Annotated in this window: 13 protein-coding genes and 2 tRNA genes; 7 read left to right on the top strand and 8 right to left on the bottom strand. The window is 63.8% G+C overall.

Going from position 1 to position 13838, the window contains the following annotated elements; all coding sequences use genetic code 11:
- Window positions 1-37: 37 nt before the first annotated feature.
- From hxlB to L0F51_RS05095, 3 genes are read right to left on the bottom strand one after another with little or no spacing between them, the layout of a single operon-like run.
- Window positions 38-598, bottom strand: a complete 561-nt coding sequence (hxlB, locus tag L0F51_RS05105; RefSeq protein ID WP_234628224.1) for a 6-phospho-3-hexuloisomerase — start codon at window positions 596-598, stop codon at window positions 38-40.
- Between the two features lie 13 nt (window positions 599-611).
- Window positions 612-1670, bottom strand: a complete 1059-nt coding sequence (locus tag L0F51_RS05100; protein ID WP_234628223.1) for an ABC transporter permease — start codon at window positions 1668-1670, stop codon at window positions 612-614.
- An 8-nt stretch (window positions 1671-1678) separates the two neighbouring features.
- The gene (locus L0F51_RS05095; RefSeq protein ID WP_234628222.1) at window positions 1679-2761 is read right to left on the bottom strand and encodes an ABC transporter permease; all 1083 of its coding nucleotides are present in this window, start codon (window positions 2759-2761) and stop codon (window positions 1679-1681) included.
- 425 nt (window positions 2762-3186) lie between these two features.
- Here L0F51_RS05095 and fabF point away from each other — a divergent pair, with 425 nt between their 5' ends.
- Window positions 3187-4458 carry a beta-ketoacyl-ACP synthase II gene (gene fabF, locus L0F51_RS05090; protein ID WP_234628221.1) on the top strand — a complete coding sequence of 424 codons (1272 nt, stop codon included), beginning with the start codon at window positions 3187-3189 and terminating at the stop codon, window positions 4456-4458.
- A gap of 326 nt (window positions 4459-4784) precedes the next feature.
- Entirely contained in the window at window positions 4785-6323 is a 1539-nt protein-coding gene (locus tag L0F51_RS05085; protein ID WP_234628220.1) for an acetolactate synthase large subunit, read from the top strand.
- A 190-nt stretch (window positions 6324-6513) separates the two neighbouring features.
- On the opposite strand, the gene L0F51_RS05080 is transcribed toward L0F51_RS05085, so the two are convergent.
- Window positions 6514-6589: transfer RNA gene (locus tag L0F51_RS05080), tRNA-Glu, on the bottom strand.
- Window positions 6590-6726: 137 nt separating this feature from the next.
- Window positions 6727-7167 (bottom strand): lactoylglutathione lyase, encoded by a 441-nt coding sequence (gene gloA / locus L0F51_RS05075; RefSeq protein WP_234628219.1) that lies wholly within the window; start codon window positions 7165-7167, stop codon window positions 6727-6729.
- 35 nt (window positions 7168-7202) lie between these two features.
- Between gloA and L0F51_RS05070 the strand changes: the two genes are divergently transcribed.
- The 3 genes from L0F51_RS05070 to L0F51_RS05060 all read left to right on the top strand — a co-directional run bounded on the left by L0F51_RS05070 (window position 7203) and on the right by L0F51_RS05060 (window position 9254).
- Window positions 7203-7994, top strand: a complete 792-nt coding sequence (locus L0F51_RS05070) for a Sir2 family NAD-dependent protein deacetylase (RefSeq protein ID WP_234628218.1) — start codon at window positions 7203-7205, stop codon at window positions 7992-7994.
- A gap of 137 nt (window positions 7995-8131) precedes the next feature.
- On the top strand, window positions 8132-8707 hold the full coding sequence (locus tag L0F51_RS05065; RefSeq protein ID WP_128294349.1) for a cold-shock protein: 576 nt from the start codon (window positions 8132-8134) through the stop codon (window positions 8705-8707).
- Window positions 8708-8804: 97 nt separating this feature from the next.
- Window positions 8805-9254 (top strand): DUF192 domain-containing protein, encoded by a 450-nt coding sequence (locus L0F51_RS05060; RefSeq protein WP_234628217.1) that lies wholly within the window; start codon window positions 8805-8807, stop codon window positions 9252-9254.
- Between the two features lie 73 nt (window positions 9255-9327).
- Here L0F51_RS05060 and L0F51_RS05055 read toward each other — a convergent pair whose 3' ends face one another.
- Window positions 9328-9660 (bottom strand): hypothetical protein, encoded by a 333-nt coding sequence (locus L0F51_RS05055; RefSeq protein ID WP_234628216.1) that lies wholly within the window; start codon window positions 9658-9660, stop codon window positions 9328-9330.
- A 253-nt stretch (window positions 9661-9913) separates the two neighbouring features.
- Here L0F51_RS05055 and L0F51_RS05050 point away from each other — a divergent pair.
- Window positions 9914-9990: transfer RNA gene (locus L0F51_RS05050), tRNA-Pro, on the top strand.
- Window positions 9991-10382: 392 nt separating this feature from the next.
- Here the strand turns inward: L0F51_RS05050 and L0F51_RS05045 are convergent.
- Both L0F51_RS05045 and L0F51_RS05040 read right to left on the bottom strand, forming a co-directional pair.
- Window positions 10383-11318: a threonine/serine dehydratase gene (locus L0F51_RS05045; protein WP_234628215.1), complete on the bottom strand. Its 936-nt coding sequence runs from the start codon at window positions 11316-11318 to the stop codon at window positions 10383-10385.
- Window positions 11315-12349, bottom strand: a complete 1035-nt coding sequence (locus L0F51_RS05040) for a succinylglutamate desuccinylase/aspartoacylase family protein (protein WP_234628214.1) — start codon at window positions 12347-12349, stop codon at window positions 11315-11317. Before L0F51_RS05040 ends, L0F51_RS05045 begins: the two co-directional genes overlap by 4 nt.
- A 134-nt stretch (window positions 12350-12483) precedes the next feature.
- Between L0F51_RS05040 and L0F51_RS05035 the strand changes: the two genes are divergently transcribed.
- Window positions 12484-13833, top strand: coding sequence for an alanine racemase (locus L0F51_RS05035; protein ID WP_234628213.1), 1350 nt, complete (start codon window positions 12484-12486; stop codon window positions 13831-13833).
- Window positions 13834-13838: the final 5 nt, after the last annotated feature.

Below are 13838 nucleotides of genomic sequence, written 5' to 3'. Positions count from 1 at the left end.
TCGATCGAGAGCTTAAGCGTCTGGAAAAGCCGCGACGTCACTCGACGTTGCGGTGACGCCCGACCATGGTTTCGCGGTCGACCTGCATGCGCTCGGCAAGCGCGATCACGATCTGGTCGAAGAGAATGAGCAGGGCCTGCTCGAAGAGATTGCCCATCGGCTGCGTGGATGGCACCACGTCGGCCTTCCCCTTGAAGACGGCGGCCGGCAGGAACAGGCGTTGTTTCGCCTTCTGCGCCGTCGTGCCGCTCGGATCGCCGGTGACCACGATGGTGGCGGCGCCGGCCGCGACGGCCTGGTCGTGCACATAATCGATATGGCCGATCGAGCCGCTGCCCGAGGTGGCGATCAGCAGATCACCCGGCCCGATCGAGGGCGTCGTGTCGTCCCAGATCCAATGCGCTTCCTTGCCGAGATGCATGAGGCGCATGGTGAAAGCCCGGGTCGACAGGCCTTCGCGCCCGACACCGATCAGAAAGACCCGCTTCGCCTTGATGATCGCGTCCATGAAGGCGCTGATCTCGGCTTCATCCAGGCGCTTCGCCACCTGGCTCAGTTCTTCGACGGCCCGTTCAAAGCCGCTTGTGATCGTTTCCATTGTCATCTCCTGATCAGCCAGCACGGAGCGCGGCGCGCGTCAGCGAGCGCCTCACGATCCTGCGCACGAAGAAGTTCAGCGCCATGAAGATGAGGAGAAGACCGCCCCAAATCATCTTCTTGGCATAGGGCGAGAGCCCTTCGATGGTGAAGGCGTTCTCCACGCATTGCAAAAGCAGGACGGCGGCGAGCACGTTGAGAAGCCGCCCGCGGCCGCCATAGGGATCCATGCCGGCCAAAACCGCGACCAGGATCGCCTGCAGCAGAAACGTGTCGCCGAATCCGACCTTCATGGAATTGAAGCGCGCCAGCATGATGAGGCCGGCAGCGCCGGCGAGGAGGCCGGAAAGCGCATAGGAAATGATGATGGCGCGGTTGATCGGCAGGCCGGTGAAGAGGGCCGCGACCTTGTTGTCGCCGTAGAGGTAGAGGGTTTTTCCAAACAGTGAATTGCGGATGTAGAAGGATGCGAGGACGAACAGCACCGCCAATCCGCAGAACGAAACCGGGATCGGCCCGAGCTTCAGCATCAAAATGTCGGTAAACGCCGAAGGCATGCCGGTGATGCCGACGCCGCCCGTCAGGCCTGAGGCGAGGCCGAAATAGAGCAGCATCGTGCCAAGCGTCGTCACCAGCGCCGGGACGCCGAAACGGGCGATGATGATGCCGTTGAAAAGCCCCATCAGCACAGACGCTCCGAGCGCCACGACGGTGGCGAGCGCGATCGCGCCGCCGGGTCCGAGCGCGTCGACGATGCTCGGATTGGTCATGATGTAGGCCGCGAAGATCGCCGACAGGTCGGCGACCGCGATCACGGAAAGATCGATGCCGCCGGTGATCATGGCAATCGCCATGGCGAGCGAGAAGAGGGCGAATTCCGGCACCTGCTCGAGAACCGAGACGAGGTTGGTGGCATTGAAGAACGCACCGCCAAGACGCATGGCGATCAGAGCGAGCACGATCGCTGCGATGCCGTAGAGAACGACTTCGGCCAGGAATTCTTCGTTGAGGCGGGCCTGCAATCCTGGCCGCTTGCTCGTGGGTGCGGGGTGAGAAGGCGTTGTATCAGCCATGGCCGTGCTCACACATCCTGGAAGTTGAGGAGCTTCAGATTGCGCTGCTTCGCCCGGTAATGAGAGATCGCAGCGATGGCCACCATGGCCGCGCCAATGAAGAAGCGATTCCACGAGGCGGAAAGCCCAAGGGTCACCAGCGTGTTGCTCAAGAGCGTGATCAGCGCCATGCCGAGAACGACGCCGCCGACGGAGCCTGTGCCGCCTGTCAGCTTCGCGCCTCCGATGACGACGGCCGCGAGCACGATGAGTTCGTTGCCGACGAGCGAGACCGGGTTCACGAGGCGGATTTCCGACACCATCATGAGGCCGGTGAGGCCCGCAAGCGCACCGGCATAGCCATAGACGACGAGGTTGATCTTCAAGACTTCGACGCCGGAGCGCACGGCGCCGAGGGGATTGGAGCCGAGGGCATAGCTCGCCCGGCCGATCGGCGTTCGGTTGAGAAGATACCAGGTGAGCGCAATCACGATCACGAGGGGGATTGCGAAGACCGAAAGCCCGGTGAAGCCGGGGCCGGCCGGGATCTCAAACAGGACTGAGGTGCCGAAATCGCGCAGCGAGGAGGGCATGAAGCCCGCGGTGATCGGCCGTGCGCCGAGAAAGACCATGAGCACGCCTTGCAGAACCCCTTGCATCGCAAGGGTCGTGATCAAGGTCGGGAGCGAAAACAGATAGATGATCAGGCCGTTGACGAGGCCGACGAAGGTGCCGATGCCGATCGCGACGGTGAGCGCGAATGCGAGACTGTCGATCCCGAGAGCGTTGGACAAAGCGGTGGCGATCCAGGCCGACAGAATCGCGTTCGCAAGGAAGGACACGTCGATCCCACCCGTGACCATGACGACGAGAACCCCGAGGGCGACGATGGTGAGGGCGGAGCCCGTGCGGATCAGGTCGAACAGAGATGCAAGCGACAGAAAATCCGGCGACTGGAACGTCACGATGACGATGTAAGCGAGGATGATCAGGGCGAGGAGCCGCAGGTTCTCGCCAGATCCGCTGCCGCCGCGCGGCCATAGCCGCTCGCGCCAGGATGCGGCTGCGCCGGGCGTTGGCGCATTCGGCTCAAAGGTGGACCTCGTCGTCATCCACTCCCCCAGAACTCGTTCTCATTGTTGGCGTCAGGCAGCGCCGACACTCAGCGTCCGATTGCATGGCTCGCTGATCACGGTCAAGTTTGTACGACTATGTGACGGAAGAACCATGTGGCTCGTTGCCCACGCGCCTGTGATGCGCGGCGTCCCCGTTGGTGGAGAGCCCCCTCGTAGCGTAGCGCTTGTAGCGTCTTGTGAATGACATCAGATTAGGGCGGTCGGCTGCGTGAGGTCGGGCTATTTGATCTGCACAGGACGGTGAGTAACCGAGGTCGGCATCGACACCCGGCCGACCGCCGGAAGGCTTGAGTCGATCCGTGCAATGTCGCAATGCGCGTCATGCCGCCTTGCACATGCGGCTTCGGAGTGCAGGTTGCGCCGAATCGTCTTTCTGAGAATGTGAACGTCAGGATGTTTCCATGAACCCGAACAAGCGTGTGGTCGTGACAGGGCTCGGCGTCGTCTCGCCGCTCGGCTGCGGTGTGGACCTCGTCTGGAGCCGGTTGGTCGAAGCCCGCTCCGGTATCCGCGCACTCCCCGAAGACGTCGTCCCGGATATCCCTTCCAAGATCGGCGGGGTTGTTCCCGCCGTTTCGGATGATGCGGAAGGCGGCTTCGAGCCCACGCGCGTGGTGCCCGAAAAAGACCTCAAGAAGATGGACCGCTTCATCCAGATGGCGATGGTGGCGGCCGAAGAGGCGCTCGGGCAGGCCGACTGGCATCCCGAGGATGAAGGCGAGCGCGAGCGCACCGGCACGGTGATCGGCTCTGGCGTCGGTGGATTTCCGGCGATGCGTGCCGCCGCCGACCTGACCACGGCCCGCGGTGCACGGCGTCTGTCGCCGTTTCTCGTGCCGTCGTTCCTGGTCAATCTCGCGGCCGGCCAGGTTTCGATCCGTCATCACTTTCGCGGGCCGATTGGCGCGCCGGTCACGGCCTGCGCGGCCAGCGTGCAGGCGATCGGCGATGCCGCGCGGCTGATCCGGGACGGCGAAGCGGATGTGATTCTGGCAGGTGGCGCGGAGGCCTGCATCGACCGCGTCAGCCTTGGCGGCTTCGCGGCGGCGCGGGCCCTTTCCACGCATTTCAACGAGACGCCCGAAAAGGCCTCAAGGCCGTTCGATCGCGATCACGACGGCTTCGTGATGGGCGAGGGGGCCGCCATGCTGGTGCTGGAGACCCTGGAACATGCCGAGGCACGCGGCGCGACGCCGATCGCGGAAGTCCTCGGATACGGGACCACTGCCGACGCCTATCATCTGACGGCGGGTCCGGAAGACGGGGCTGGCAACCGCCGCGCCATGGCCATCGCGCTTCGGCAGGCCGGTATTCAACCTTCTGCCGTCGGCTATCTCAACGCGCATGCGACGTCGACGCCCGTCGGCGATGCCGGTGAGCTTGCCGGTGTCAGGTCCGTCTTCGGCGACCACAAGGTGGCGATTTCGTCGACCAAGTCGGCGACAGGCCACCTTCTCGGTGCGGCCGGCGGACTGGAGGCGGTCTTCACCATTCTCGCGCTGCGCGATGGCATTCTGCCGCCGACCCTCAACCTGGAAAATCCGATGGAGGGTGCGGAAGGGCTCGATCTCATCGGGCCGGAAGCCCGTGAGCAGAAGATCGATGTCGCCATGTCGAACGGCTTCGGCTTTGGCGGCGTGAACGCCAGCGTCGTTCTGAAGCGCTGGAACTGACGGCGCAGATCAATTTTTCAGGAAGGGCGGCTCATGTGGTGAGCCGCCCTTCGTCCGTGTCAGCGTCATCGGCCGGACGGCGGATAAGCAGCCCGGCCGGCGCGGCTTGCGGATTTTTTGGCCGCGGCTTTTTCATCTCGTAAAACTCATTGTCGCCACACGTGCCGTCCCATAGGACGGGGCGGGTGGGAGGCGTCCGTCGCCCCTGGAAGCGACCGACCAGGGCGGAGCACGGCCCCATTCTGCACTTCAACCGGAACCTCGTTCCTGGGTTGGGGGCACAGAAGAGAAGTCTCCGAAAAGGACCCTCCAAGAAGGACAATGCGATGAACGGCGCACATAGCCTCGTCAGAACCCTCCTCAATCAAGGCGTCGACACCTGTTTCGCCAATCCCGGCACGAGCGAGATGCACTTCGTTGCGGCGCTCGACCAGATCGACGGCATGCGCTGTGTCCTTGGACTGCAGGAGAACGTCGTCACGGGGATGGCCGATGGTTATGCGCGGATCGCGGGCAAGCCCGCCTGCACCCTCCTGCATTGTGGGCCGGGCCTCGCGAACGGCCTTGCCAATCTTCACAATGCGCGCCGGGCAAGAGCCGCGATCGTCAACATCGTCGGTGACCAGGCGACGTATCATCGCCCGCACGACGCGCCACTGACGATGGATACGAGCAGCCTTGCCCATACGGTTTCCGGCTTCGTGCGTGCATCGGCTTGCGCGGCGGATGTCGGTCGGGATGCTGCGACCGCGACGCAGGCCGCGCGTGCGCTGCCGGGTCAGGTCGCAACCCTGATCCTGCCGTCCGACACATGCTGGAACGAGGGCGGGATCGTCGCCGATGCGCTGCCGGCGCTGCCCGGGGCACCTCTCGATCCCCATGCCGTCGAGACGGCCGCGCGGATGCTACGGAACGGCCGGGAGACGCTTATTCTTCTCGGAGGCGCCGGGCTTCTGCAGCCGGCCCAGGAACTCGCCTGGCGCGTGGCGCAGGCGACGGGTGCCACGCTCATGGCGGATTTCGTCTGCGGGCAGGTGGCGCGGGGGCGGGGGCGTGTGCCGCTCGCCCGGGTCCCCTATGTCGCCGAAGCCGCGCGGGCCGCACTTGAGCGATTCGAGCAGATCATCCTCGTCGCCGCAAAGCCGCCAGTCTCCTTCTTTGCGTATCCCGGCCAGCCTTCGATCGAATATCGTGCGGAGGCAGAGCTCCAGACATTGGCGCGCGGCGATCAGGATGTTGTGGTCGCGCTCCAGGCGCTCGTCGACGCGCTCGGCGCGCCTCAGGTGGCGATGCCGGATCCGGGACCGCGGCCGGAAGTGGCGCACGGCGCGCCGACGCCTGAAGGTCTGGCCCGCACCGTCGCGGCCCTGATGCCGGAGAATACCATCCTCTGCGAAGAGGCGATCTCCTATAGCCGTGGCTTGTACGATGAAACCTATGCCGCGCCGGCGCACGACATGCTGCACCTCGCAGGGGGAGCGATCGGCGACGGCATGCCCGTCGCGACCGGGGCGGCCGTTGCAGGCGCAGGGCGACGGGTGATCAATCTCCAGGCCGATGGTTCGGCGATGTACACGATCCAGTCGCTGTGGACGCAGGCGCGTGAGCGACTGCCGGTCACGACCGTCATCTTGAACAACCGCCAATATGCGATCCTGCTCGGCGAATACGCCAATGTCGGTGCGACGCCGGGAGAGACGGCGATGCAGATGCTCGATCTCGGCAATCCCGATCTCGGCTGGATCAAACTCGCCAACGGCATGGGCGTGGAGGCCGCGCGTGCCGAGACGCTCGATGAGCTCGCAGACCTGATGCAGGCGAGCTTCGAACGCGACGGGCCGTTTCTGATCGAATTGATGATCTGATCCGACGTTTCCGGCACGCCCGATTCGTTCGGCGTGCCGGGTCGCCTCGCTGCCGCGCACGGGATGCGGCCCGGTCGCGAATCTCGAAAGGCGCGCGCGGTCCCGGGAGCCGATTTGCTGGTGATGTGCGAGACAAGAGGCGCCTTGCGCCGGATTCTCCTGGCGAGCCGCATGTGCGACGCCGGGAGAATGGTACGCCCAAGGGGAATCGAACCCCTGTTTCCGCCGTGAAAGGGCGGCGTCCTAGACCGCTAGACGATGGGCGCGTCGCGGCGCCTTATAGTCGGGCACGGCGCCGCAAACAAGTCATGCAAGGAAAATCATATGTGGGAAATTTGATCGCCCTTGCCAATCCTCTCGTGCAGGCGGTCGGCGCGGGCCGCGCGCCTGCACAAAAGCGCTCTTACCAGGAGCCGGTGTTCTGCATCGAGGCCCAGGGCTCGGCCGGCGGAAGAGCGTCGCCCTTTTGCAGAAGCTCGATCGAGATCCCGTCCGGCGAACGCACGAACGCCATATGGCCGTCGCGCGGAGGGCGGTTGATCGTCACACCGCCATCCATCAGCTTCTGGCAGGTGTCGTAGATGTTGTCGGTGGCGAAGGCGAGATGGCCGAAATTCCGGCCGCCGTCGTACTCTTCCGGATCCCAATTGTAGGTGAGTTCCAGGAGCGGCGCGCGTTCGGTCTCCGCACGGGCCTTGTCATCCGACGCTGCGAGGAAGATCAGGGTGAAGCGGCCTTTCTCGCTCTCGCTGCGGCGGACCTCTTCCATCCCGAGCTTGTTGCAGTAGAAGTCGAGCGACTGGTCGACGTCTTTGATGCGCACCATAGTGTGCAGATATTTCATTGCATGCCTCCGTGAGTGGGTTGGCGGGAAAGCTTATGGCACAGATCCAAACTGACAATGACACGCTCTCGGATGAGGTCGCGCATCTCCACCGGCTGGTCGATGACGCGAAGGCGATCGTCGCCTTCTGCGGAGCCGGCATCTCGACCGAATCGGGGATTCCCGATTTTCGTTCGCCGGGCGGCATCTGGTCGAAGATGCAGCCGATCACCTACCAGGAGTTCATGGCGAGCGAGGAGGTTCGGCTCGAGGACTGGCGGCGGCGTTTCATGCTCGATGAAATCTACTCGAAGGCCGAGCCGAACATCGCGCACCGTGTCCTTGCGCATCTGGTGGCGGAAGGGCGCTCGCCGGGCGTCGTCACCCAGAATGTCGACGGATTGCACCAGCGGGCCGGTCTCCCGCCCGAATATCTCGTAGAGCTTCACGGCAATGCCACCTACGCGCATTGTCTCGACTGTCGCGAGCCTTTCACGCTCGGCGAAGTCCGCAAAATGATCGAAGCGAAAGGCGAAAGTCCGCGCTGCCCGGATTGTGGCGGCTTCATCAAGAGCGCGATCATTTCCTTCGGCGAGGCGATGCCCGAGCATGAGATGCGGCGGGCGTTCGAGCTTGCCAACGAATGCGATCTGATGATCGTCCTGGGCTCGTCGCTGGTGGTCCATCCGGCGGCCACAATACCGCTCGTCGCCAAGCAATCCGGGGCGCGGCTCGTGATCTTGAACCGGGAGGAGACGCCCCTCGATGACGTCGCCGACAGCTGTTTTTCGGGCGAGATCGGTGCGCTTCTTAGCGCTTTATTTCCCGAGCTGAGCGGTGGTGGGTAAGGAAAGCCGTGAAAACTTCTTAAAGGTCTTGTGGCCTCTGGCCGCACCGATGTTATGCTTTTTTGCACGAATCAATGGACCGATTTTGGAAGCGCTGCCGTTGGCAGGCTTGAGGGTCCTCGATGGAGTGGTCTCGTATGGGCTTCAAGCCGCAAGCGGATGTCCGCGAAGACGCTGTTCGCGACGAGGCCGCGTCTGAGGTGATCGAAGTTTCGGGCCATATCAAATGGTTCGATGTCGCCAAAGGGTATGGCTTCATCGTGCCCGACAACGGCATGCCGGACGTGCTGTTGCATGTCACCTGTCTCAGACGTGATGGGTTCCAGGCCGCCTATGAGGGCGCGCGTGTGGTGTGCGAAGTGCTTCCGGGCGCGAAGGGGCTGCAGGCGATGCGCGTTCTTGCCATGGACGAGAGCGAGGCGCCGCATCCATCCACATTGCCGCCGACGAGCCAGCGCAGCACGGTGACGCCGACGAGCCCACTCGTCACGGCGACGGTCAAATGGTTCAACCGTTTGAAGGGCTACGGCTTCGTCACGGAAGGCGAAGACGCTCCGGATATTTTCGTCCACATGGAAACCTTGCGACGCTTCGGAATGGCCGAGCTTCGCCCAGGGCAGCTCGTTCTCGTGCGCTACGGCGAAGGCGAAAAGGGCCTCATGGCCGCCGAGATCCGGCCACATTCGGGCGGCCATATTCCCGTGTCGCACTGAGGGCCACGAGGTCTCGGGGGGCGACGATATCTTGGGTTCCACGATGTCTCAGGCGATCGGGACCCTATTTCTCATCTTGAACTGAAGGCTTGGTGTGATGGCCGTCCGGCTGGTCTCTTTCTTCGTCAGTCTCGTTTTGCTTGCGGCAGGCGCCGTCGCGCAAGGTGCGACAGAGCAGCTCACCATCAAGAGCGCCAAGGGAATGCACACCTTCGAGGTGGAGCTCGCTCTTACCCAACAGGAGCGGTCGCGCGGTCTCATGTACCGCCGGGAGGTGCCCCGTGGGACTGGCATGCTCTTCGATTTCGGCTCTGATCGCCCGATCACCATGTGGATGAAAAACACCTATGTGCCGCTCGACATGGTGTTCATCGGCTCCGACCACAAAGTGCAGAGCATCGCCAAGGAGACCACGCCCTTGTCGGAGACGACGATCGCCTCTGAGCGGCCGGTGCGTTTCGTGCTCGAGGTCGCTGGTGGGACGGCGGACCGGCTTCATATCCGGCCGGGCGACCAGGTTTCCGGCAAAGCGATCGAGCGAAACTGATCGGCCGTCTGTTCGCCCGTCGCAAGATGCGAAGCAGACAGGCCGCGTTCGATCGGCTGTTTCGCGCCTGCCTTCAGGCTGATCGGGCCCGCTTTCGTTCAGCCTTCTGATAGTCCTCCAAAACCTTGGCGCCGGGCAGATTGGTGACGAAGCCGTGGAGGACGAGCGCCACCATGAACGCGGTGGTGAAATCGTCGAGATCGACATCGGGCCTGTCGCCCATACGACGGATCCAGGAATAGACAGAGATGTCTTCAAACAGGTGGTCGGTCGGGACGGATTGTCCGCCACCCAGGCGTTCCAGCCCGAAATCGGTCACCGCCCATTGGCGCCCTCGCCACAGGATCCCGTCTTCCGGGGCGATTGCGGGGGAGGGGGAGTTCGCCGCAGGCGATGATGCGGACATTGGCTGTTCGGTTGCGGGCGCGTCGGTCATCATTCTCTTTCTCCAATGTTGCTGCGGACTTAGCAAAGGGCTGGCCTCTTGAACAATGTCTGGAGGAAAGTCGGGAGGGTGCTTGCGGCGGCCCGAGGCTGACGTCGGCTCGTTTCGAAGGTGAGATGGCAGGAGTTTCCGGAATTTGGGCTTTGACCGTCGCCCGCACATTCTTGCTTGCGCCAGCGGCCTCAGCCTCCTAGTTTCCGCGCAATTGCGGCGTCGGGGCATAGCGCAGTCTGGTAGCGCACCTGCTTTGGGAGCAGGGGGTCGCAGGTTCGAATCCTGCTGCCCCGACCATTTAAGCTTCTGATAATCAAGAGGTTTTCGGGCTTCTCATGTCGTCTGACAACGACGTGTGCAAGGTCTTGATGTTCTGCGCAGTTGGCGTTGAAGCCGCCAACGTTGGAGCCCTCGCGCAAATCTCCGTCCGCCAGCCATTCAAACTCAAAGGTCGAGTGCGGTGCCGCACGGCCGCAAGCGATACGGACGGAGCCGCCGCGGCGCATCCGCGAAACGGCGCTCGACCGCGCTTGCGTCGCCGATCTCATCAGTCGGTACCTGACGGCTCATCTTTCCATCCGAAAGGCAAGCCAGGAGGTGTCCGCAAAGCGTCAGGCGTATCCGCCAGATGCGATTCGGAGACTAGCTCGGCCAGATCATGTGGCCACGCCGGTGGCGAATCGCTCCGGTCACAGAGGCGGCAGGCCGGCGCCACAAACCGGCGCGCAGACAATCTCGTCGTCCCGCGTCGGAATGGAGCCGGTCGCAAGCGCCGCCATCGCGGCCGCCCCGCTCGAATCCGCAGCGAGACCGAACTCGAACCAGAGCTGCTTTGCCGCCGCTTCCATGGCGGCATCTTCGATCAGGACCACTTCGTCGACGACCTGCCGCGTCAGCGCAAACAGCCGCTCGTCGGTCCGCTGGCATGCCATCGTCGGCACGTTGCTGGTGACTTGATCCAGCGTGACGACATGCCCGGCCTTGAGCGAGGCATGGAGCGTCGGTGATCCGACCGGCTCCACGCCGATGATCCGGATCGAGGGCTTCAATGCCTTGAGCGCCACGGCGGCCCCGGTGATGAACCCGCCGCCGCCGACGGCAATGACCACCGTCTCGACATCTGGAAGATCTTCGAAAATCTCCAGGCCGACGGTTCCCTGGCCGGCGACGATCAGGGGGTCGGCGAAGGAGTGGAAGTAAAGTGCGCCGGTCTTCTCCACATGAGCGTGTGCGCCGGCATTGGCCTCGTCGAAATTGGCGCCGCCAATCACCGTCTCGGCGCCCCAGCGGCGCATCTTGTCGACTTTCTCGGCCTGAACGTTTTCCGGCAGGAAGATGGTGGCCGGGACGTTCTTGAGGCTCGCGCTGCGGGCGACGGCGAGGCCGTGATTGCCGCCCGACGCCGCCACCAGGCCGCGCTCGACATCCTTTGGATCGGAGGCGAGGAGCTTGTTGGCGGCCCCGCGCGCTTTGAACGAGCCGGAAGGCTGCAGGCATTCGAGCTTCAGATGGAGGCTGCCCGGGCAGACGGGATTGCGAAACTGCGTTGCCGGCAAGAGGGGCGTGCGCCGGACATAGCCGTCGATCCGTCGGGCTGCGGCGCGAACGTCGTCGAGATCGATCATGTGAGATCCTTCTGGTAGGGCGCGGCGACGACAAGACAGCAATTGCCGGGATCGACCCGCCCGGGATGTCGCCGGCCATAGAGAATGCCGTCCTGGCCGTAGGCAAGATCGAGCGGGGCGCGTGTCGGATTGTCGACGAAATGAATGCGTCCCGCCGGCTGGTCCTTTTTCACCCAGGTTCCATTGGCATGGAAGGGCTCGAAGACGCCGGCCTCCGGCGCGAAGACGTAACCGCGCTCGCCAGGTATCTCCAGGACGTTCCGTTCTTCCTGCGCTTTGTTTGGCTCTCCGGCGATGACGCCGAGATGGCGTAGCACATTGCGCACGCCGCGTCTGGCAATCGACAGCGCTTCGAGCGAAACGGTGCCCGCGCCGGCCATCTCCGTGCCGACCGTGGTCAGCCCCGCATGGACGGCGGCCGCGGTGGAGGTCCGCTCCTCGCCGAGATTGCTGATGACGACGGTCAGCGGCGCGTCAAAGGCGAGCACGGCCTCGATGTTGCGCTTCAGATGCTCGGGGTCCCTTGTCGGCTCGACGATGGCGCTCGGCAGAATGTCGAGCGAAGAACCGCCGGAATGCAGATCGATGAAGGCATCGGCGATCGGATAGAGGCGGTCGCAGACGAAGGCCGAAATCTGCTGCGAGATGGTGCCGGCCGGATCGCCCGGATAGGTGCGGTTGAGGTTGAGCCCATCGACGGGCGAGGTGCGATGCGCAGCCCGCACGGCCGGCAGGTTGAGCGCCGGCACGATGATGACGCGGCCCGAAATGTCCTCCGGCTTCAATTCGCGGAAGAGCTCGCCAAGCACGATCGGTCCCTCGTGCTCGTCACCGTGATTGCCGCCGGTGAGGAGCACCGTCGGCCCATTGCCGTTCTTGATGACCGCGATGGGGATTCGCATCGCCCCCCAGGCGTCGTCATGCGGCGAATGCGGAATGTGAATATGGCCAGTCTGGCGGCCTTCATGCTCGAAATCGATCGTCGCAAAAGCCGTGCTTTTGCGGGGTCTCTTCTCATTGAAATCGGTCAATTGCACTTGCCTGCGGCCCAGGGGTTGTCATCCATAACAAAAATGATAACGTTGTCATTACTCCGTGTCCACAACGTCAACCTTGTCATTTGGGGCACGAAGCGTCTGCAGGGGGCGAGCGGGATTTCATGGTGATGGATGCATCGGCAGCCGCGTCGGGCGGCACGAGCGCTGGCAGTGGCGACGGATCGCTGGCCGCCGAGATGGCGCATGATTTTATCGTCGACGACACGCTTCGCGGCATTCCGGCGGGGACGGACCCCTTCCCGGGTTCGGAGATTGGCGCGCGTGCCTGGTCCCCGACGGCGGGCGAGCTCGCCTGTCCCGTGCTCACGTTGCAGGAAAGTGCCTATCGCTCGAACAGGGACGCAATTTTCGCTTATGCCCGTGAGGCGGGCGCGCTTCTCGCCCCGCATGCCAAGACCCCGATGTCGCCGGCGATCGCACGCGATCTCGTCGCCCATGGCGCATGGGGGCTTTCTGCCGCCAATCTCCAGCAGGCGAGCGTGCTGCTCAAGGCGGGCGTAAAACGTCTGCTTCTCGCCAACCAGATCGGCGGTGAGGCGAATGGCGAACGTCTGGGGCGTCTGCTTGCACGCTATCCGGAGGCGGAGATCGTGCTTTTTGTCGATTCCCCGACCGCATTGGCAGCGGCCGCGCGCGCAGGCGAGGTGGCCGAACGGCCGCAGTCTGTGATGATCGAGGTGGGGCTCGCGCGTGCCGGATGCCGGACGGCGGAGGCAGCTCAGCGCCTCATCGATATCGCTTGCGACATGCCGAAAATCGCGCTTGCCGGTGTGGCCGCCTATGAAGGTGCTGTTGCAAGCGAGGACGAAGCGGCGACGCAGAAGGCTATCGCGGCGCTCAGCCACCTGGCGGCCGATGTGTTTGCCAGCGTGCGCAAGGCCGAACCGAAACGCCGCCTCTTCCTGTCGGCCGGCGGCTCGCAGTTCTTCGATCTCGTCGTCGAGAAACTGAAGGCGGTCGTCGACGCCGACGGCAATGCGGATCTGATGCTGCGGAGCGGCGCGATCTTCTTTCACGATCACGGCGTCTACGCGCGCGCTTTTCAGCGGATGGATGCCCGTCGCGGCTTTGTGCGCGACGGCGAAATCGTGGCGGCGTCCGACGTTTTCAAGCCGGCGATGCGGCTATGGGCCGAAGTGCTTTCGCGGCCTGAGCCCAGTCTCGCGATCTGCGGCCTCGGCATGCGCGATGTCTCTTTCGATCAGGGTTTCCCGATCGCGCTTGCCGCATGGCGGGGAGGGGAGAAGGGAGAGAACCTTCGAGGCGTTGCGGCGATCGAGAAGCTCAACGACCAGCACGGTTTTCTGCGTATCGGCGAAGAGGTTTCGCTGTCGGTGGGCGACATCGTCGAATTCGGCATTTCGCATCCTTGCACCTGCTTTGACCGCTGGCGTGCCTTCTTCGTGATCGACGACGCGCATCGAGTCACGTCGGTCCATCAAACCTTCTTCGGCTGAGGTTT

This window comes from Afifella sp. H1R (genome assembly GCF_021462425.1).
GTDB classification, from domain to species: domain Bacteria; phylum Pseudomonadota; class Alphaproteobacteria; order Rhizobiales; family Afifellaceae; genus Afifella; species Afifella aestuarii.
This window is presented reverse-complemented; position numbering and strand designations above follow the sequence as displayed.